Source organism: Streptomyces sp. NPDC035033 (assembly GCF_040636735.1).
In the GTDB taxonomy this organism is placed as follows: Bacteria; Actinomycetota; Actinomycetes; order Streptomycetales; family Streptomycetaceae; genus Streptomyces.
This window is the reverse complement of sequence record NZ_JBEZUZ010000003.1, coordinates 130,950-150,361: the sequence shown is the minus strand read 5'-3', so window position 1 is coordinate 150,361 and position 19,412 is coordinate 130,950. Positions and strand designations below refer to the sequence as shown.

The window sequence follows — 19,412 nt, the reverse complement described above, 5'->3', positions numbered from 1 at the left end:
CGCAGACCCGCAGGAGCGTGACCGTGCCCGGACCGTCGTGCGACGTCGTCTGCGTGGGCGAGTCCATGGTGACCTTCCTGCCCTCCCGGCCGGGCCGCCTCGCCGACGTCCCCGCCTTCACCCGCGCCATCGGCGGCGCCGAGTCCAACGTCGCCTGCGCCCTCGCCGCCGCCGGGCACCGCGCCCGCTGGGTCGGCCGGGTCGGCGCCGACGGCTTCGGCGACCACCTGCTCGCGGCCATCGCCGCGCACGGGGTCGACACCGGCGCCGTCCGCCGCGACCCGCACCGGCCCACCGGCGTCTACTTCCGCACCGACGCCGACCGGGCCGGCGACGCCCACGAGGTCGCCTACTACCGGGCCGGCTCCGCCGCCTCCGCGATGTCCCCGGCGACCGTCCCGTACGAGACCGTCGCCGACGCGCGGATCCTGCACCTCACCGGCATCACCGCCGCGCTCTCCGACGACTGCCGGGCCCTGCTGTACGACCTCACCGAGCCCCGCCCCGGGCGCCCCCTCGTCTCCTTCGACGTCAACCACCGGCCCGGCCTCTGGCGCGACGGCGACGCGCCCGAGGTGCTGCGGGAGCTCGCGAACCGCGCCGACCTCGTCTTCGTCGGGGCCGACGAGGCGAAGGCCCTGTGGGGCACGAGGAGCACCCGGGCCGTCTCCGACCTCGTCGACCGGCCCGAGACGCTCGTCGTCAAACTCGGCAAGGGCGGCGCCTGCGTCACCGACCGCCGCCCCGAGTCCTTCGCGGACATCGAGGACGCCGACGGCGTCGGGTACCTGGAGCGCCCGCCCCGCGTCGACGTCGTCTCCACCGTCGGCGCCGGCGACGCCTTCGCCGCCGGCTTCCTCTCCGCCACCCTCCGCGGCCTCGACCTGCCCGCCCGGCTCCGCCACGGCCACCTCATGGCCGCCGCCGCCCTCACCTCCCCCGGCGACCTCGCCGTCCCGCCCCCGCGCGACCGCGCCGACCGCCTCGCCGCGCTCGACGCCGACGCGTGGGGGAGACTGCACCTCGGCCCCGGCTGGACGACCGCCGGCGCGGAGGCCGACGAGGAGGTACGTACCCGATGAGCCAGACCGTCGACCGGGCGCTCAGCATCCTGCCGCTGCTCGCGCGGGGCCCCGCCGACCTGGGCCAGGTCGCCGACCGCCTCGGCGTCCACAAGTCGACCGCCCTGCGGCTGCTGCGCACCCTCCACGAGCACGGCCTCGTCTACCGGCAGCAGGACCAGCGCTACCGCCTCGGCGCCCGGCTCTTCGCCCTCGCCCAGGAGGCCGTCGAGAACCTCGACGTCCGCGAGATCGCCCACCCCCACCTCGCCGCCCTCAACGAGCGCACCGGCCACACCGTCCACCTCGCCGTCCACGAGGACGGGGAGGTGCTGTACATCGACAAGGTCGAGAGCCGCTACCCGGTCCGCATGTACTCGCGGATCGGCAAGCCCGTCGCGATCACCGTCGCCGCCGTCGCCAAGCTGCTCCTCGCCGACCTGCCCGAGCCCGAGCGGCGGGCGCTGGCCGCCAAGCTCGACTACCCCCGCTACACGCCCCGTTCGACCCCCGACGCCGCCGCCTTCCTCCAGGAGCTGGCGACCGTCCGCGAGCAGGGCTGGGCCACCGACCTCGGCGGCCACGAGGAGTCCATCAACTGCGTCGCCGCCCCGATCCGCGGCGCCGACGGCCGGGTCGTCGCCGCCATGTCGGTCTCCGCGCCCAACGTCGTCGTCACCGCCGGGGAACTGCTCGCCCTGCTGCCGCTGGTGCGCCGCACGGCGGAGGCGATCAGCCACGACTACTCCGGCACCACCCCACCGAAGGAAGCAGAGGCATCCGCCGATGACTGAGAAGACCGCGCTCACCCCCGCCACCCACACCACCCCGCCCGCGAAGTTCTCGCACGGCGTGCGCAAGGGCAACATCCTCCAGGTCGCCGGCCAGGTCGGCTTCCTCCCGGCCGTCGAGGGGCAGCCGCCGACGCCGGCCGGCCCGACCCTGCGCGAGCAGACCCTCCAGACCTTCGCCAACGTCAAGGCGATCCTGGAGGAGGGCGGCGCGAGCTGGGACGACGTGATGATGATGCGCGTCTACCTCACGGACGTGGACCACTTCGCGGAGATGAACGAGATCTACAACGCCTACTTCGAGGAGCAGGACCTCAAGGCCCCGCCGGCCGCCCGCACCACCGTCTACGTCGGCCTCCCCCCGGGTCTCCTCATCGAGATCGACGCGCTCGCCGTCCTGGACTGAACCCGGTGGGGACGCTTCACAGCCGCGTCGGCCATACTGCCGCCGTGGAGCAGAGCAACGGACCCATACAGCAGCCCCTGTCCGCCGCTTCGGCCGACCCGGGCTTCGTCCCGGGCCTCACGGGAACCGTGGCCCCGCCCGAGGACGCCGTGGCGGAGGACGCGGCCGAGCCGGACCTCGTCACGGAGGACGTCACGGAGGACGTCACCGCGACCGACGGTGAGGCCGTGTCCCGGAACGAGCCGGCCGACGGCCCCGTGTTCGAGGCCGCCGACCGGCGGGGGCGGATCGTCGCCGACGCCGAGGGCGTGCGGCTGAGCTACGACGAGGAGGCGTGCGAGTTCCGCTGGGACGAGCTCGCCGCCGTCGAGAGCGCGAAGGGCCGGTTCGGGAAGAAGTTCACCGTCACCGTGCACACCCCTGACCGGCGCTGGTACCCGATCGAGATCGTCGCGCCGGACAGGGGCCGCATCGCGCAGTGGGAGACGGAGCTGGACGCGGTCCTCGACGCCTACTTCGACGACGCCTCCTGACGTCCGCTCAGGTGGTGCAGTACTGCGCCTGCTTGCCGATCGAGCGGTACATGCAGTCGGCGTTCTCCAGCAGCTGGAGCACGGCGTCCCGGTTGCGGCTGGTCTCCCGCTCGATGACCTCGTCGGGCGGGTAGAAGCCGCCGTTCCAGGACGACGTCGGGTACATCTCGAAGGTGTACCCGAAGATCCGGTGGGTGCCCCACAGGTAGTCGTCGATCGACCCGTCGGTGACGTAGAGGTCGCTCGACTGCTCCGGCGTGTAGCCGTTGCTCGCCGCCATCTTGCCGCCGACCGCGGCGAAGGCGTCCCGGTCGTCCTGGGTCATGCCGGGCGCCGTGTCCGCGGTCGTCCAGCCGAACGGCCAGAGCACCAGCTCGCTGTAGGTGTGGAAGTCGATGGCGGCCTTGATCTGCTGCTTGCCGCCCACCACGCGGGAGCGGACGAAGTCGGCGACGACCTTCACCTCGGGCGCCGACTCGGGGGCGGCGCCCCGGTAGGTCTCGGAGCTCTTGGAGCCGGAGGAGCCGCCGCAGCAGCCCCACTTGTAGTCCCAGTTCCGGTTCATGTCGGTGCCGACGTACGAGGAGCCGGCGTTGGGCTGCCGGTTCTTGCGCCAGCTGCGGTAGGAGCCGGAGGCGATGTCGTACTCGCCGCCGTCCGGGTTGAGGTCGGGGACGATCCAGATCTCGCGACCGTTCACCATGTTCGTGACGCGGGAGTCGGTGCCGTACCCCGCGCCGAGTTCGCGCAGCAGGTAGAGCGCCATCTCGACGGTGAGGTGTTCGCGGGCGTGCTGGTGGTGGGTGAAGAGGACCTCCGGCTCGTTCTCGTCCACGGCCACGTTGTCGCTGATCTTGATGGCGACGATGTCGCGGCCCTGGTAGCTCTTGCCGATGACCCGCTTGCTCATGATCGACGGGTACGCGGCCAGCCGCTGGTCGATCTCCGCCGTCATCTCGGCGAAGTTGTGGTACTTGGCGTCGGCGGAGGGGAAGTCGAGCGGGCCGAGCGCGGACCGGGCGGCCTCGCCCCGGTCCGGCGGGGCCGGCAGGGCGGTGACCCGATGGCCGAGGGCCTTGAGGCGCTCCAGTTGCCTGCCGTCGGCGCTGACCACGACCGAACGGGCGTCGACCTCGTCGATCGAGACGCCGGTGGCGGCGAGCGCGGTGCGGGCGGCGGGGGTGGCGGGTCCGGCGACCTCGTACTGCCGGATCACCTCCTCGCCGCCCCTGGTGGCGGTCGGCGCGTCGGCGCCGGCGGATGGGGCGAGGGCGGAGAGGGGCGCCGCGAGGGCGAGCGCCACGAGGGCCGCGAGGGTGGCGGACCTTCTGCCGCGTCGGGGACGTCGCATGTTGTCTCCTGGGTGGGGAGTGTGGGGGAGTGCGACAAACAGGTGCGGGTGTCCGGGGCACATGGTGGGGCCATGTCATGGACGGGTCAAGGTAGGGGGTTCGGCCATGATCGGCCCACGGTAGGCGACGCCGCCCGCACGCGCGGCGAGGCGCCGCCGGAGCACCGGCGACGCCTCGGGGGAAGGGTCCGGACGGGTTACGGCAGGCCGTGGACGTGCGGGCCGACCGCGTTCGACCAGGCGTTGCCGGCCGTCGCGTCCCAGTTGGTCGACCAGGTCATGGCGCCCCGCAGGGTCGGCCACGCCTGGGCGGGCTTGAAGGTGCCGCACCCCGTGAGCTTGGTGAGGCAGTCGAGCGCGCTGTTCACGACCGACGGGGCGACGTAGCCGCTGCCCGCGCCCCGGGTGGAGGCGGGGACGCCCAGGCCGACCTGGGACGGGTCGAGACCGCCCTGGATCTGGATGCAGGCGAGCGCGGTGAGGAAGTCCACCGACCCCTGGCTGTACACCTTGCCGTCGCAGCCCAGCATCGAACCGCTGTTGTAGTACTGGGTGTTGACCACCGTGAGGATGTCCTTCACGGCCAGCGCGGTCTTGAAGTACTCGGTGCCGGTGTTCTGCATGTCGATGGTCTGCGGGGCCATCGTCAGGACCATCGACGGGCCCGCCTTGGCGGACAGCTGGCGCAGCGCCTTGATCAGGTAGGTGGAGTTGATGCCGTGTTCGAGGTCGATGTCGATCCCGTTGAAGCCGTACTCCTGGAAGAGCGCGTAGGCGCTGTTCGCGAAGGCGGTGGCGCTGGCGTCGCTGTTGATCGTGACGTTGCCCTTCTCGCCGCCGACCGAGATGATCACCGACTTGCCGGCCGCCTTCTTGGCCGCGATGTCGGCCTTGAAGTCGGCGACCGAGGCGTAGCCGACGGCCGGGTCGAGGTTGAAGACGATCTGGCCGGGCGTGGCCGTCGAGTCCGCGAAGGAGACCGCGATGATGTCGTACGCGTCCTGGACGTCGCGGAGCTTCTGCTTGGCGGCGCCGTTGTCGAAGTTCTGCCAGTAGCCGGTGACCGCGTGCTTCGGGACGGCCGGGTTGTCGCCGCCGCCACCGCCGGTCTTGGCCGTACGGGCGCTCACGGCGGCCGACTTGGCGGACTCGCCCGCCGCGTTGGCGGCCGCGACCTGGAAGGAGTACGCGGTGTCGGCGGTGAGGCCGGTGACCGTGGTGGAGGTGCCGGACACGGTCGCGGCGAGAGCACCGTCCTTGTAGACCTTGTAGCTCGTCGCGCCGGAGACCGCGTTCCAGCTCAGCGGGACCGCGCTGGTGGTGGGCGTGCCGGCGGCGAGGCCGGCCGGGGTGGCGGGCACGACCGGGTCGGGGTCCGGGGTGCCGCCGCCGTCGGGGCCGTAGACGCTCACGTCGTCCACGAAGTAGGCGGCGGTGCCGTACCACCCGTGGGTGAAGACCTCGACCGAGGTGGTCGAGGCGCCGGTGGTGAAGGTGGTGGTCAGCTGCTTCCAGGACGGGGAGTCCGGCGTCCAGGTGGAGACCGTGCCGGTCCCGGTCCCGGTGCCGCTCGCGCCGAGGTAGGCGTACCCGCCCTGGACCCAGGCGCTCAGCGTGTACGTCGCGTTGGGCTTCACGGCGACGGTCTGCACGCACTTGGCGTTGTCGAGACCGGCGGGGAGGGCCTTCAGGGCGCCGGTGCCGCCGTGCGTCGGGGAGGCGACGGCGGTGCCGCTCCCGGCCGAACAGGACCAGTTGGCGAGGCCGTTCTCGAAACCGGCGTTCCGGGCGTTGTTGACGTCGGCGGCCAGGGCGGTGCCGGCGCCGCCGACCAGGGCGAGGCCGGAGCCCACGGCGAGCGCGAGCGCGCCGCCGAGCAGACGGCGGCCCACGGGCCGGGCGGTGGTGGTGCGGTCCACGTGCATCCTCCGGTGGGGGAGTCGGGAGCTGGAGGTGCCGTACGTCGTCGTACGGGGGAACTGCGGGCAGGGATGGGGATTCGGGAGGTGGCCACCGCCGTCGTCGCACCAAGTTGGTCCAGACCAATTGCGTTGTCAAGACCTCTGGCACGGACCCGCGACAGGCGGAGGCACCGGATCCGCCGACGGGACCGGTGACGGAAAAGAGGGGAGGAGTTGACGGATTGCAGGTTCACCACCCCCGTCCGCGTGGATAAGGTGCAGAACAGTCGTGAGGTGCGGCCCCCGGGGCTCCCGAGGCCCGCAGGGGCCGACGGAGGCCCGGGACGCCGGAGGGGGACGGGAGGCGGGCTGACGTGCCGACAGCGATCGCGGTCACCGGCGCCGACCTGGTGCTGCCGCCCACCGACCCCGGGACCCCCAACGCCGCCGTGCTCGGCGACCCCGCGGCCCGTACCCTCGACGACTCCGTCACCGAACTCCGGCGGCTCGTCGACCGGTTCGGACACGTCCTCGTCGTCTGCCCCGCCTCCGCGCCCCCCGCCGTCGCCCACCGGCTCCACACCGTCCGCGGCCTCCTGGAGAGCGACCGGATCGCCCTGGTCAGGACCGACCTCCCACCGCTCGGCACCGCCGTCCTCGTCCGCCAGCTCCGCCAGCTCTCCGCCTGCGACTTCAGCCCCGGCGTCCTCGCCTCCGCCGCCCGCCTCCTCGCGCACTACATTTACGCGGGCGCCGTCCTCGGCTCCGTCTCCCGCCTCGACCGCGTCCCCGTCACCCTCGGCTCCCACCTCAAGAGCTGGCTCCCCGGCGCCCACTTCGCCGTCCTCGCCGGACCCGTCCCCCGGATCGTCCGCGTCGGCACCGACGAGTCCTCCTTCACCGGCCCCGAGTTCACCACCCGCCTGCTGACCGCCCGCGGCCAGCTCGCCACCGACTGGCCCGCCACCGCCCTCGCCCCCCGCTGGGCCGTCGCCGGCCCCGTCGAGGAGACCGCCCTGCCCGCCTCCTCGCCCGCCTGGTGGGGCACCCCCAAACTCGTCGAGTTCGCCGCGTACCTCCCCGACCTGCCCGTCCTCCACCGACTCGTCGCCTCGGTCCGCCGCGAGACCTGCCACTGGTGCGGCATGGAACTCATCGGCGACCGCTGCGGCTTCTGCGCCGCCCCCCTGGCGCGCCCCGTCCTCCCCGCCCAGGCCGGTCCGACCCGATGAACCCGCCCCCGCCCCTGATCGAGGAAACCCGATGAACTCCCGCCAGCGCCGCGGCGTCATCCTGCTGCTGCTCTCCGTCCTCTGCGCCCTCGGCGCCTTCGCCGGCGTCCTCGCGGTCATCAGCGACGTGAACGCCAAGGTCGGGCCGGAGACCACCGCGTACCGGGTCAAGAAGGACATCGACCCCTACGCGCGGCTGAGCGCGGGCCAGTTCGAGAAGATCTCCATGCCCGAGCGCTGGCTCTCGAAGACCGCCGTCACCGACCTCGCCCAGATCGAGGGCAAGACCGCCGTCACCCGCCTCAAGGCCGGCTCGCTCCTCCAGAAGGACATGATCGTCCCCCGCCCGGAACTCCAGCCCGGCGAGCAGGAGATCGCCATCATGATCGACGCCGCCACCGGCGTCGCCGGCAAGATCACCCCCGGCGCCACCGTCAACATCTACGCCACCTTCGCCGGCGACAAGAAGGGCGAACCGAGCCAGTCCCGGCTCCTCGTCGCCGCCGCCCGCGTCATCGACGTCGGCACCCTCACCCCGATCGGCCGGCAGAAGTCCGGCTCCCGCACCGCCACCGAGGCCGTCCCCATCACCTTCGCCCTCTCCGCCCAGGACACCCAGCGCGTCGCCTACGCCGAGTCCTTCGCGGAGCACGTACGCCTCGCCCTCGTCGCCCCCTCCGCCGCCGGCGCCCCGCCGGCCCCCGCCCCCGGCGACCGCACCTACACGCTCGACAAGGACAAGTGAGGCCCGGCCATGCCCACCAGGATCCTGCCGGCCGTCGGCGACCCCGACGCGGCCCGGGCCGTCACCACCCTCCTCGGCCAGCTCCCCGACACCGAGCCCGCCCCGCCCGTCCCCGACTCCACCCAGCTCGTCGACACCCTCGCCCGGCTCGCCGCCGACTCCCTCGACGCCCTCCCCGAGGTCGTCCTCGTCCACGAGCGGATCGGCCCCGTGCCCGCCCTCGACCTCGTCCGCGAGGTCGCCCTCCGCTTCCCCGCCGTCGGCGTCGTCCTCATCACCGCCGACGCCGGCCCCGGCCTGCTCTCCGCCGCCATGGACTCCGGCGCCCGCGGCCTCGTCTCCCTCCCCCTCGGCTACGAGGAACTCGCCGTCCGCGTCCAGGCCGCCGCCCAGTGGGCCGCCGGCTTCCGCCGCCACCTCGGCGGCGCCGCCGAGCTCACCGCCGGCCCCGGCGGCACCGTCGTCACCGTCAGCGGCGCCAAGGGCGGCGTCGGCACCACCCTCACCGCCGTCCAGCTCGCCCTCGCCGCCCGCGCCGCCGGCCGCACCGTCGCCCTCGTCGACCTCGACCTCCAGAGCGGCGACATCGCCTCCTACCTCGACGTCCAGTTCCGCCGCTCCGCCGCCGACCTCGCCGCCATCACCGACCTCTCGCCCCGCGTCCTCCAGGACGCCGTCTACGTCCACGAGACCGGCCTCTCCCTCCTCCTCGCCCCCGCCGACGGCGAACGCGGCGAGGAGGTCACCGACCGCGCCGCCCGCCAGATCGTCAGCGCCCTGCGCGGCCGGCACGAGGTCGTCGTCGTCGACTGCGGCTCCCGCCTCGACAGCGCCAACGCCGCCGCCGTCGAGATGGCCGACACCGCCCTCCTCGTCACCACCCCCGACGTCATCGCCGTCCGCGCCGCCAAGCGGACGGTCCGGATGTGGGAACGCCTCCAGGTCCGCAAGGCCGAGGCGAGCATTGCACTGGTGAACCGCCACTCCCGCACCAGCGAGATCCAGCCACCCCTCGTCCAGAAGATCACCGGCACCCGCGTCGCCGGCGTCACCGTCCCCGCCGCCTACAAGGAGCTCCAGGCCGTCGTCGACGCCGGCCGCCTCCACGAACTCGACGCCCGCTCCACCGTCAAGCAGGCCCTGTGGTCCCTCGCCGGCGAGCTCGGCCTCACCGGCACCCCGGCCGGCGCCCCCGCCCCCGGCAAGGCCCTCGCCCGCGCCGGCGACCGGGGCTCGCTGGGGCTGCGGCGGCGCGGGGGAGGGCGCTGAGCCATGCGACGGCCGTGGGGGAAGGGCGACAGGGGCCAGGTGGCGCTGGAGTTCACCGGCATGGTCCCGCTCATCCTGCTCACCCTCGCCCTGCTCTGGCAGGTCGTCCTCGTCGGGTACGCGCACACCCTCGCGGCCAACGCGGCGGACGAGGCGGTCCGCGCCTGCGCGGTCGGCGGCGACGGCTCGGCGGCGGGCGCGCGGCACCTGGACGGGGCGTGGCACGGCTCGGCCACGTGCGGCGGGCCGGCCGGCGGGATGGTCACGGCCGTCGCCACGGTCGAGATCCCCGTCCTCTTCCCCGGCACGGCGGGCTTCGCGGACGCGACGGCGACGGCGGGCGCGGTGTACGAGGAGGTGGAGACGCCATGAGGCACACGAGGGTGGGGAAGGGCGCTGCCCGGCCGGGCGGTACGGGCCCGCGGGGCGACGCCCCTCGGAGCCGTACAAGATTTTCTTCCGCGCGTCGGGACCGGGGCCAGGTCGCCCTCGAATACCTCGGCTTCCTGCCCGTCCTGCTGCTCGTCGGCCTCGCCGGGCTCCAGCTCGGCCTCGCCGCGTACGCCGCGCAGCAGGCGGGGACGGCGGCGCGGGCGGCGGCGCGGGCCGCGACCAGCGACGAGGAGGACGCGCCGGACGCCCCCGCCGCCGCGCGGGCGGCCGTCAGCGGCTGGCTCGACGTGAGCGGAGGGGAACCGGCCGTGGGGGACGGGGAAGTGACCGTCACCGTCTCCGTCGACATCCCCCGGGTCGTCCCCTTCTGGAACTTCGCCCCCGTCACCGAGTCCGCCACCATGCCCCTGCCCGCACCGCCCGAGGAGGGGCCATGAGCCTGCGCGCCCGCATCCACCACGCCGGCGACGACCCGCGCGCCCTCGGGGCCGGCGGGGGCCGGGAGGACGGCCACCTGGTCGCGTCCTTCCGCGCGAAGCTCCTGGAGGAGATCGACCTCACGGAGATGTCCGCGCTCGCGGCGGCCGAACGCCGGGCCCGCCTCGAACGCGTCCTCGGCCACATCATCAGCCGCGAGGGCCCCGTCCTCTCCACCGCCGAACGCGCCCAACTGATCCGCCGCGTCGTCGACGAGGCCCTCGGCCTCGGCGTCCTCGAACCGCTCCTCGAAGACGCCTCCATCACCGAGATCATGGTCAACGGGCCCGACCAGATCTACATCGAGCGCGGCGGCCGGGTGGAACTCCTCCCGCTCCGCTTCGCCTCCCACGAGCAGCTGATGCAGACCATCGAGCGGATCGTCTCCACCGTCAACCGCCGCGTGGACGAGTCGAACCCGATGGTCGACGCCCGCCTCCCCTCCGGCGAACGCGTCAACGTGATCATCCCGCCGCTCTCCCTCACCGGCGCCACGCTCACCATCCGCCGCTTCCCCCGCGCCTACACCCTCCACGAGATGATCGGCCTCGGCTCGCTCGACGAGCAGATGCTGCTGCTCCTCTCCGGCCTGGTCCAGGCGAAGTTCAACATCATCGTGTCCGGCGCCACCGGCACCGGCAAGACGACCCTCCTCAACGCCCTCTCCGGACTGGTCCCGGAGGGCGAGCGGATCATCACCATCGAGGACTCGGCCGAGCTCCAGCTCCAGCAGTCCCACGTCATCCGCCTCGAAGCCCGCCCGCCGAACATCGAGGGCCGCGGCCAGGTCACCATCCGCGACCTCGTCCGCAACTCGCTCCGCATGCGCCCCGACCGGATCATCGTCGGCGAGGTCCGCGGCGGCGAGACCCTCGACATGCTCCAGGCCATGTCCACCGGCCACGACGGCTCCCTCGCCACCGTCCACGCCAACTCGGCCGAGGACGCCCTGATGCGCCTCCAGACCCTCGCCTCCATGTCGGAGGTGAAGGTCCCCTTCGAGGCGCTGCGCGACCAGATCAACAGCGCCGTCGACGTCCTCGTCCAGCTCACCCGCCACCCCGACGGCACCCGCCGCGTCACCGAGATCGCGGTCCTCGCCTCGCACGGCCGGGAGCGCTTCCTGCTCGCCACGATCTGCCGCTTCCAGGCCGAGCCGCTCGCCGCCGACGGCCGGGTCCACGGCCGCTTCATCCACCACCCGCTCCCGCGCCGCCTCGCCGAACGCCTCTACATGGCCGGCCAGCCCGTGCCGCCGGCCTTCGGCGTGGCCGCCGACGACACCCACCTCGCCACCCGAGAAGCGACGTAGGAGGGCCTTGATGGACCTCGACGGCCCTGGAAGGGCCTCGATGACGAACTCGGGAGGGTCTCGATGACGAACGTGGGAGGGTTCCGATGACCGACCCCTTCTGGCTGACGGCCGGCGTGGCGCTGCTCGCCTGCATCCTCGGCGTCACCGGCGTCCAGGTGTACGCGAGCGGGGCGCGGCGCCACGCCGCGCTCGTCGCCCGCCTCGACGACACCGCGCCGCCCGAGGCGACCGGCCGCCGCCGGCGCCGCTTCCCCGCCCTCGACCGGCGGGTCCGCGCCACGGCCCTCGGCCGCAACCTGGAACGCCGGATCGCCGCGACCGGACTCGACGTCACGCCGGGCGAGTTCACGGTCGGCCTGGCGGTGACGGTGGCCGTCCTCTGGGTGGTCGGCCAGGCGGCCCTCTCCCCGTTCTTCGGCCCGATCTGCGGCCTGCTGGGCGTGTGGGTGGCGCTCGGTCACCTCAACTGGCAGCGGCAGAAGCGGATCGAGAAGTTCATCAACCAACTCCCCGAACTCTCCCGCATCCTGGCCAACGCCACCCAGGCGGGCCTCGCCCTGCGCATGGCGATCAGCCTGGCGGCGGACGAGATGGAGTCCCCGGCCGGGGACGAACTGGAGAAGGTGGCCCAGCAGTTGGCGGTCGGCACCCCGCTCGACGACGCCCTCGCCGAACTGGCCGAACGCCTCCCCTCGCGGGAACTCGTCGTCCTTGTCACGACCCTGGTCCTGGCGAACCGCGCCGGCGGCACGGTCGTCTCCTCCCTCCGCAACCTCACCGAGACGCTGGAGCAGCGCAAGGAGACCCGGCGCGAGGTCCGCACCCAGCTCTCCCAGGTGAGCATGACGGCGTACGCGGTCCCGGTCATCGGCTTCGGCTCGCTCCTGCTGATCGACAACATGCAGCCGGGCGCCCTGGACCGCATGACAAGTGCGCCGCTCGGCCAGGGCGCGGTGATCGTGGCCTGCGCGCTGTACGTGCTGGGCTTCGCGGCCATCCGCCGCTTCTCGAAGATCGACGTGTAGGGGCCGAAGACGCAGATGCTGGAACTCGCCCTCGCCCTCCTGGCCGGCCTCTCGGTGGTCGGCTTCGCGTACGGCCTGCGCCTGTACCGCGCCGACGCCCGCCTCCCCGACGACCTCCGCCTCGCCCTGGAGGTCGGCGCGACCCGCACCGGCGCGGTCGACTCGGCCGTGGACCGCCTCGGCATGCGCTGGTCGCCCGCGGTCCTGCGCTGGATGGGCCCGAAGCGCGTCGGCGCGGTCCGCCGCCGCATCGACCTGGCCGGCAACCCCGGCGGCCTGACCATCGACCGGTACGGCGCCCGGCGGGCCGTCTACGGCTTCCTCGGCGGCCTCGGCGGCCTCCTGATGCTGACCCGCGGCTCGTACGTCACCGCCGCCCTCCTCTTCGCCTTCGGCGCCTTCTGGACGGAGGTCGGCATCTGGTCGGCCGTCCGCATCCGCAAGGACCAGATCGAACGCACCCTCCCCGACTTCCTCGACGTCCTGGCGGTCGTGGTCTCGGCGGGCCTCGGCTTCCGCCAGGCCCTGGAACGCGTGGCGGAGAAGTACGAGGGCCCCTGGTCCGACGAACTCCGCATCACCCTCCGCCAGATGGACATGGGCGTGACCCGCCGCCAGGCCTTCGACGAACTCCGCCGCCGCAACGACTCGGAGCAGGTGGCCCAGTTCGTGACGGCCCTCCAGCAGGGCGAGGAACTGGGCGCCCCCATCGTCGACACCCTCATCCAGATCGCCGAGGACATGCGCCGCACGGACGCCCAGAACGCCCGCCGCAAGGCCGCGAAGGCCGTCCCGAAGGCGACCATGGTCATCACGACCCTGATGGTCCCCGCCACCATGATCCTCCTGGGCGCGGGCCTGTTCCTGGGCACGGGGACGGACCTGGGCTCGATCGCGGGGGAGTGACCGAAGTGCGACTGCAACGACTCTCGGCCCCTGAACCCGGCTTCGTATCCCCCCTCTTGCCGAATCTGCTTCACGCATGCAACCTTCTAGGGAGAGGGGGACCCGATGCGACCACACGCACTCGAACCGGACGTCTTCACCGAACTCCCCGCCACGCCCCCTCTCCAGGCCATAGCCTTCCTGAGCACGAGGTCCGGCCCCCCATGACCCGATCTGACGAATGGGCCGAGGGCCCCTGTGCACCACAGGGATCACGGGCGTACCGTGCGTGTGCGCAAGCGTCTGACCGCGGAGGGGACCACGATGAACGACGCGATGCTGAAGGCCCTGACCAAGGCCCGCCTCGCCTTGACGGCCCGGGGGGACCGGGGGCAGACGGCGGTGGAGTATTTGGGGATCATTGTGGTGGTGGTGGCGATTGTGGTCGCGATCACGGGCACGGATCTGGGGCAGTCGATCAAGAACGCTATTGCCCAGAAGATCACCGAGCTTACCGGCGGCGGTGGCGAGTAAGGCACGCGCTGACGGACGGGGGCCAGGCATTTCCCGCCTACGTGGCAGTAGTTGCGGGGGTACTGTTCCTAGCCTTCGTCTACTTCGCTGTTGGGCAGGCCGCAGTCCTGCGCAACGGGGCCCAGACTGCTGCCGACGCGGCGGCTCTCGGGGCCGCCCAGGATGCACGTGACCAACTCCGTGAGGGATGGCTGGACGTGATCGGCGATCCGACTCGGTGGCCAGGACTCCTCCAGGGTGACGGGTACGAAGTGGAACGGGCCTGTCAAAGGGCCACTGCTTTGGCCTCGCTCAACGAGGCCGAGCTCGTGGACCAGGGTTGTGAGCCGCTGGAGCTCGGCTTCACCGTGACTGTGCAGACTGAAGAGACGGTCGGTGAGACGATCGTTCCAGGCACCAGTGAGCGGCGCGCCACGGCCACCGCCTCCGCAGTGATCGAGCCCCTGTGCTCGTTCGTTCCGCCTGAGCCGAGCCCCGACCCTCCCTCTGAACCGCCCACTGAACCGGATCCGTCCGCTACGCCGTCTGAGGACCCTGAGGAAGAGGATCCCGCCCTGATCTCGGGCCTCTCCTGCGACGGTGAGGTTTGGGATATCGACCCGGAGGACCCTGTGCTTCCCCGTGTCGAGGAACTCTTTCGTGTTCGACTGACCGGCGACGACGAGTAAAGGAAGCGCTCTTCATGAACGTCTCATATGTGAGAGGGGGGTTCATCGCCTTTGCGGTGGCGGCCTCTTTGACCGTTGTCGGCTGTGGAGCCGATGCCGAACCCAAGGTGACTAACAAGCCGGCAACTGTGACACAGCAACCTCAGCAGTCGGCCACCACCCAGGAGGAACAGCCTACCGAGGAGCCGGCAGAGGCGATCGCGCGTGTCAAAGGGCCAAAAGGACTTGAGCTGGAGGTCAACTCGGCAGACCGTGATGCTGGCGGTTTCTTGACCATTAAAGGGCGGCTCAAGAACGCATCGGACAAAGCAAGCGTCATCCCGGCTCAGCTGAGCGGTGACGAGACCGAAGTCGTTAAACACGGTAATTCCCTCGGCGGAGCCACGCTCGTCGATGCGATCGGCAAGAAGCGCTACTACGTCCTGCGTGACACCGACGGTCGACCGCTCACCACCTCGGCTCTCGACAGCCTCGGGCCCGGCAAGTCCACCGCCGTCTTCATGCAGTTCCCCGCACCCCCCGCCTCCACCACCGAGGTCTCGTTCCAGCTCCCCACCTTCGAACCCGCCACCCTCAAGCTCTCCTGAGGCGCTGTCATGACAACGACGACAGGACGACGACGCAGACTGGCCGCGCTCGCGACCGTGGCGGTCATCACGGTCTGGCCTCTCGGGGGAGGCGGCGGCACCGCTCACGCCGACGATCCGCCGGGCAGCACCAGTTCCTCCCCGCCGCCCGCCATCGACGCCAACTCCCCGAACCTGATGCTCCCGGACGGGGCGCAGCTCGCGCCCGCGAAGGTGCTGGACATCAAGCAGATCGTCGAGGAGGAGGGCGGCGAGCAGCGGCGGGAGGACACGAACGTCGACGTGACGTTCGCGCTCCAGGCCGAGGTGCTGTTCGCGAAGAACAGCGCCAAGCTCGGCCCCGCCGCCACCGCGCGGATCAAGGCCATCGCGGCGGAGGTGCGGACACAGGGGTCCGGGCGGGTGCGGGTCTTCGGGTTCACCGACAACCTGGGGACGTACGAGCACGGCCTCAAGCTCTCCAAGGAGCGGGCCGTCGCCGTGCAGCAGGTGCTCGCGCGCGAGCTGGACCCGGGCACCGCGTACGACATCCGCGGCTACAGCGAGGACTACCCCATCGCCGACAACCGCACCGAGGAAGGCCGGAAGAAGAATCGTCGCGTGGAGATCTCCTTCCCGCGCACCGCACCGCCTCCTGCCGCCCCCTGACCCCGGACCGGACCGGGCTGGACCGGAACTGACCTGACCGGAACTGACCTGACCGGGCCGGGGCGGACCGGACCGGGGCAGGCCGGGTCGACCGTCCCGCCCGTCCCGCCCCTCAGACGCGCGCCCCGTCCATCCGCCCGCGGATCGCGGCCGCCCGCGCGTGGACCTGGGCGGCCGAGAGCGCGCGGGGCGCGGGGCGGGGCGCGGGGCGCTCGCCCCGGCAGGGGCCGCAGTCGCCGCCGTGGAGGGCGTCCGCGTACCCGGGCGCGCCGCAGGTGCCGCATTCGAGGATGCGGGGCGGCGCGGGGGTGCGGGAGACGGGCGGCGGCGGCAGCTTGTCGGTGAGGCGGCGGCGGACGAGGCCGGCGGGGTGGTGGACGGTCGGCGGCAGCCCGGTGGTGAGGGCGTGCAGCACGCCCTTCTCGTCGGCGTCCCGCTCGAACCACGCCTCCACCAGCGGAACCAGCGCCCTGCACTCGACGTGCGACAGCGACAGCGCGGAGTTCGTACGCCCGAGCGCGGCGAGCAGGACGTACGCCCGCGACCGCCTCGGCCCCGCCGACTCCCGGGGCACGTCCCCCTGTTGGAAGGCGGCCCACCACCCGCTGTCACGCGGCGTCCGCGAGAACCACGTACGAGTGACCCACTTCCCGCCGAGACACTCCCGGCCCCGCCGCAGGTGCCCCGCCCGCTGGATGCGGTTGAGCGCGGTCCGCAGGGCGCACTGCCCGTACGGCAACCGCTTGGCCAGCGTCTTCACGGAGATGTCGCTGCCGTCGGGCAGCCGGTCGATGTAGGCGGCGACGGCGGCCTCCCGGGCCGGGAGGTGGGCGAAGTCCTGGGGGCCGCGAGGTTCCTGCCGCGGCGCGGACCGTTTGCCGTATCCCGGACTGGCCAGGGGGTGGCGGGCGTCATTAAACTCGGTGTCATCCATGAGGATCGGTACTTTCGAATTGGGCGATCTTGATGGTCAGACCCCCGCAGGTGTTGCTTTCACCTGGTGGGGGTCGCCTTTTTTCACAAGCCTGCGGCCACGCTAGAGCCAGATGACGCTCCGTGGCAAGTTCGCGACTCTCCGCACTTGTCGAGCTCAACTCGCCGGGTGGGAGGGAGGGTTGATACAGCCCACTCCCCATCCTCGGAACACGGCTCGAACCCCGGACCTTAAGCTTCGGCCCGACCGGCCCTCCCCCTGCCGAACGGCCACCGGCGCCGCTTCCCGGCGGTGGCCCGGGCCCCGCGCACGGCTCGTGCGAGGTTTTCCCGGGTCAGGTGCGCGGAGTGCTGGTCGTCCATCTCCTGGAAGACGGCGATGGCCCGGGTGTGGGCCGCGACGGCTTCGTCGTGGCGGCGTACGGCCTGGAGCGCGAGGCCGAGGTTGCCGAGTGCCTGGGCTTCGCTGTGACGGTCGCCGAGTTCGCGATAGGCGGCGACGGCTTCGGTGTGGGCGGCGATGGCTTCGTCGAAGCGGCCCAGCCCCCGGAGCGTGAGGCCGAGGTTGTTGAGCGCGGGCGCTTCGCCGTCCCGGTCGCCGAGCGCGCGATAGGTGGCGAGGACCTCGCGGTGGATGGCGAGGGCTTCGTCGTGGCGGTGGGCCGCTCGGAGCGCGAGGCCGAGGTTGCTGAGCGCCTGGGCTTCGCTGTACCGGTCGTCGTGTTCGCGGTGGAAGGCGGCGGCGCGGGTGTGGGCGGTGATGGCCTCGGCGTGGCGGTGTACCGCTTGGAGGGCGAGGCCGAGGTTGTTGAGGGCTTGGGCTTCCCCCTGCCGGTCGCCGAGGTCGCGGCAGATGGCGAGGTCTTCGTCGTGGGCGGCGATGGCCTCGTCGTGGCGGCGTACCGCTTGGAGGGCGAGGCCGAGGTTGTTGAGCGCGCGGGCCTCGCCCCGCCGGTCGCCGAGGTCGCGGCAGATGGCGAGGTCTTCGTCGTGGGCGGCGATGGCCTCGTCGTGGCGGCGTACGGCCTGGAGGGCGAGGCCGAGGTTGTTGAGCGCGCGGGCCTCGCCCTGCCGGTTGCCGAATTCCCGGTACACGTCAGCGGCTTGGGTGTGGTGGGCGATGGCCTCGTCGAAGCGGCGTACTTTGCGGAGCGCGAGGCCGAGGTTGTTGAGGGCGCGGGCCTCGCCCTGCCGGTCGCCGAGTTCGCGGGCCGCGGTGACGGCGGAGGCGCCGATGGCCAGGGCGTCGTGGAAGCGGCGGCGCTGATGGACGTAGACGTTCAAGGCGCTGGTCAGGAACAGGACCGCTCGGGGGGCGCCCGTGGCCAGGCGGGGGACCGCCGCGATGAGGTTGGAGCGTTCCGCGTCCAGCCAGGTCAGGGCGGCCGTGCGATCGGCGAAGAGGGCGGACACCGGTTGGCCGGGGAGGGCGCGCAGATGGTCGTCGGCGGCTTCGCAGGTGGTGCTGTAGTGCTCCAGGAGCCGTTCCAGGGCCTCGGCGTCCTCCCGCTCCGGCGGGAGCTCGGCGGCGTACAGGCGGATCAGGTCGTGCATGCGCCAGCGGGCGGAGCCGAGGGGGTGTTCCGCGATCAGGCCGGCGCGGGCCAGGGCCGCCAGGGACGTGCGGGTTTCCCGGGGCGGGCGGCCGGCGAGGGCGGCGGCGGCCTCCGTGGAGAGGTCGGGGCCCGGGTTGAGGGGGAGCAGGCGGAAGAGGCGGGCGTCCGGAGGCCGCAGGCGGTGGTACGAGAGGTCGAAGGCGGCTCGGACGGCCAGGGAGCGGCCGGTGCCGTTCTCGTGGCGGAGGGTTTCCAGACGGGTGCGGGCGTCGGCCAGGTCTTCGGCCAGGGCGGCGACAGGGAGGCCGGGGTCGTCGGCGAGGAGGGCCGCGGCGATCGTCAGGGCCAGGGGGAGGCGGCCGCAGTGGGCGACCACCCGGGCGAGGGCCTCGGGTTCGGCCGCCGGGCGGGGGTCTTCGGGGCGGGGCTGGGTCAGGGCCTCGGCGATCAGCCGTGCCGCCGAGGCGGTGTCGAGTTCGTCCAGGGGGAGGAGCCGGGGTCGGAAGTCGGGGTCTGTGAGGGCGTGGCGGGAGGTGGCGAGGAGGCGGTGGGCGGGGTGGGCGGGGGTGAGGGGGGCGAGTTGGGTGGTGGTCGAGGCGTCGTCGGCGACGATCAGGACCGGGCCGTGTCGGTCGGCTCGGCGGGCCAGTTCCGACCGGTACAGGGCGGCTTGTTCCTCCGGTGTCGGTGGCAGGTCGTCGTCGCGCACGCCCAGTGCTCGGAGGAGCGCCTCCAGGGCCTGCTCGGGGGCCACCGCGCCGGCCGGGTCGTAGCCGCGGAGGTGGAGGAAGAGCGTTCCGCCGGGGAAGTGGCCGAGGGCCACGGCCCGGTGGGCGGCGTGCAGGGCCAGTGCGGTCTTGCCGACGCCCGGGAGGCCCGTCACCACCGTCACCGGCGGCCCCTCCGGGCCCAGGGCTTTCAGGAGCGCGGCGGTCGGGCCATCCCGGCCGGTCAGGTGCGGGGCGGGCGGGAGGGCGGCCAGGGCCTGCGGGGCGGGGCTTCCCTCCGTGACGTAGATGTTCTGGCCGGCCTGGTAGGTGCGGCCGTTGCCGGAGGACCGGGCGTGCTGCCGAATGCCGTCGGGCGCGCGGTCGTTCAACGC

The 19,412-nt window shown here is 72.8% G+C and carries 20 protein-coding genes; 16 read left to right on the top strand and 4 right to left on the bottom strand.

All coding sequences use genetic code 11. The features are described from left to right. Window positions 1-23: 23 nt before the first annotated feature. Genes AB0E83_RS03135 through AB0E83_RS03120 form a run of 4 tightly spaced genes read left to right on the top strand, consistent with a single transcriptional unit; the run spans window position 24 to window position 2,791 of the window. Window positions 24-1,082: a sugar kinase gene (locus tag AB0E83_RS03135; RefSeq protein WP_362105003.1), complete on the top strand. Its 1,059-nt coding sequence runs from the start codon at window positions 24-26 to the stop codon at window positions 1,080-1,082. Further along, a complete protein-coding gene (locus tag AB0E83_RS03130) occupies window positions 1,079-1,855 on the top strand; it encodes an IclR family transcriptional regulator (RefSeq protein ID WP_362105000.1) in 777 nt (258 codons plus the stop codon). Before AB0E83_RS03135 ends, AB0E83_RS03130 begins: the two co-directional genes overlap by 4 nt. Beyond that, window positions 1,848-2,258, top strand: coding sequence for a RidA family protein (locus AB0E83_RS03125; protein ID WP_362104997.1), 411 nt, complete (start codon window positions 1,848-1,850; stop codon window positions 2,256-2,258). The genes AB0E83_RS03130 and AB0E83_RS03125 overlap by 8 nt, the downstream gene beginning before the upstream one ends. 44 nt (window positions 2,259-2,302) lie before the next feature. Continuing rightward, window positions 2,303-2,791, top strand: a complete 489-nt coding sequence (locus tag AB0E83_RS03120; RefSeq protein ID WP_362104994.1) for a hypothetical protein — start codon at window positions 2,303-2,305, stop codon at window positions 2,789-2,791. A gap of 7 nt (window positions 2,792-2,798) precedes the next feature. Here AB0E83_RS03120 and AB0E83_RS03115 read toward each other — a convergent pair whose 3' ends face one another. Together AB0E83_RS03115 and AB0E83_RS03110 are read right to left on the bottom strand one after the other, a co-directional pair. Further along, window positions 2,799-4,142 carry a M14 family metallopeptidase gene (locus AB0E83_RS03115; protein WP_362104991.1) on the bottom strand — a complete coding sequence of 448 codons (1,344 nt, stop codon included), beginning with the start codon at window positions 4,140-4,142 and terminating at the stop codon, window positions 2,799-2,801. 197 nt (window positions 4,143-4,339) lie between these two features. Then, complete coding sequence (locus AB0E83_RS03110; RefSeq protein WP_362104988.1) at window positions 4,340-6,067, bottom strand: glycosyl hydrolase family 18 protein; 1,728 nt, start codon at window positions 6,065-6,067, stop codon at window positions 4,340-4,342. A 350-nt stretch (window positions 6,068-6,417) separates the two neighbouring features. Between AB0E83_RS03110 and AB0E83_RS03105 the strand changes: the two genes are divergently transcribed. The 12 genes from AB0E83_RS03105 to AB0E83_RS03050 all read left to right on the top strand — a co-directional run bounded on the left by AB0E83_RS03105 (window position 6,418) and on the right by AB0E83_RS03050 (window position 15,821). Continuing rightward, window positions 6,418-7,275 (top strand): hypothetical protein, encoded by an 858-nt coding sequence (locus AB0E83_RS03105; RefSeq protein ID WP_362104985.1) that lies wholly within the window; start codon window positions 6,418-6,420, stop codon window positions 7,273-7,275. A 31-nt stretch (window positions 7,276-7,306) separates the two neighbouring features. Next, on the top strand, window positions 7,307-8,020 hold the full coding sequence (cpaB, locus tag AB0E83_RS03100) for a Flp pilus assembly protein CpaB (protein ID WP_362104982.1): 714 nt from the start codon (window positions 7,307-7,309) through the stop codon (window positions 8,018-8,020). A gap of 9 nt (window positions 8,021-8,029) precedes the next feature. After that, window positions 8,030-9,289, top strand: coding sequence for a P-loop NTPase (locus AB0E83_RS03095; protein ID WP_362104979.1), 1,260 nt, complete (start codon window positions 8,030-8,032; stop codon window positions 9,287-9,289). Between the two features lie 3 nt (window positions 9,290-9,292). Next, the gene (locus tag AB0E83_RS03090) at window positions 9,293-9,661 is read left to right on the top strand and encodes a TadE/TadG family type IV pilus assembly protein (protein ID WP_362104976.1); all 369 of its coding nucleotides are present in this window, start codon (window positions 9,293-9,295) and stop codon (window positions 9,659-9,661) included. Then, on the top strand, window positions 9,658-10,119 hold the full coding sequence (locus AB0E83_RS03085) for a TadE/TadG family type IV pilus assembly protein (protein ID WP_362104973.1): 462 nt from the start codon (window positions 9,658-9,660) through the stop codon (window positions 10,117-10,119). The genes AB0E83_RS03090 and AB0E83_RS03085 overlap by 4 nt, the downstream gene beginning before the upstream one ends. Continuing rightward, a complete protein-coding gene (locus AB0E83_RS03080) occupies window positions 10,116-11,471 on the top strand; it encodes a CpaF family protein (RefSeq protein WP_362104970.1) in 1,356 nt (451 codons plus the stop codon). The genes AB0E83_RS03085 and AB0E83_RS03080 overlap by 4 nt, the downstream gene beginning before the upstream one ends. A gap of 86 nt (window positions 11,472-11,557) precedes the next feature. Next, window positions 11,558-12,499: a type II secretion system F family protein gene (locus AB0E83_RS03075; protein WP_362104966.1), complete on the top strand. Its 942-nt coding sequence runs from the start codon at window positions 11,558-11,560 to the stop codon at window positions 12,497-12,499. Between the two features lie 18 nt (window positions 12,500-12,517). Then, complete coding sequence (locus tag AB0E83_RS03070) at window positions 12,518-13,405, top strand: DUF5936 domain-containing protein (protein WP_362105105.1); 888 nt, start codon at window positions 12,518-12,520, stop codon at window positions 13,403-13,405. Between the two features lie 303 nt (window positions 13,406-13,708). Beyond that, entirely contained in the window at window positions 13,709-13,918 is a 210-nt protein-coding gene (locus AB0E83_RS03065; protein WP_362104963.1) for a Flp family type IVb pilin, read from the top strand. A 281-nt stretch (window positions 13,919-14,199) separates the two neighbouring features. Beyond that, window positions 14,200-14,586: a hypothetical protein gene (locus AB0E83_RS03060; RefSeq protein WP_362104960.1), complete on the top strand. Its 387-nt coding sequence runs from the start codon at window positions 14,200-14,202 to the stop codon at window positions 14,584-14,586. A gap of 14 nt (window positions 14,587-14,600) precedes the next feature. Further along, a complete protein-coding gene (locus AB0E83_RS03055; RefSeq protein ID WP_362104957.1) occupies window positions 14,601-15,173 on the top strand; it encodes a hypothetical protein in 573 nt (190 codons plus the stop codon). 9 nt (window positions 15,174-15,182) lie between these two features. Continuing rightward, on the top strand, window positions 15,183-15,821 hold the full coding sequence (locus AB0E83_RS03050; protein ID WP_362104955.1) for an OmpA family protein: 639 nt from the start codon (window positions 15,183-15,185) through the stop codon (window positions 15,819-15,821). A gap of 112 nt (window positions 15,822-15,933) precedes the next feature. Here AB0E83_RS03050 and AB0E83_RS03045 read toward each other — a convergent pair whose 3' ends face one another. Then, window positions 15,934-16,755: a hypothetical protein gene (locus AB0E83_RS03045; protein WP_362104952.1), complete on the bottom strand. Its 822-nt coding sequence runs from the start codon at window positions 16,753-16,755 to the stop codon at window positions 15,934-15,936. Window positions 16,756-16,985: 230 nt separating this feature from the next. Beyond that, a complete protein-coding gene (locus AB0E83_RS03040) occupies window positions 16,986-19,409 on the bottom strand; it encodes a tetratricopeptide repeat protein (protein WP_362104949.1) in 2,424 nt (807 codons plus the stop codon). Window positions 19,410-19,412: the final 3 nt, after the last annotated feature.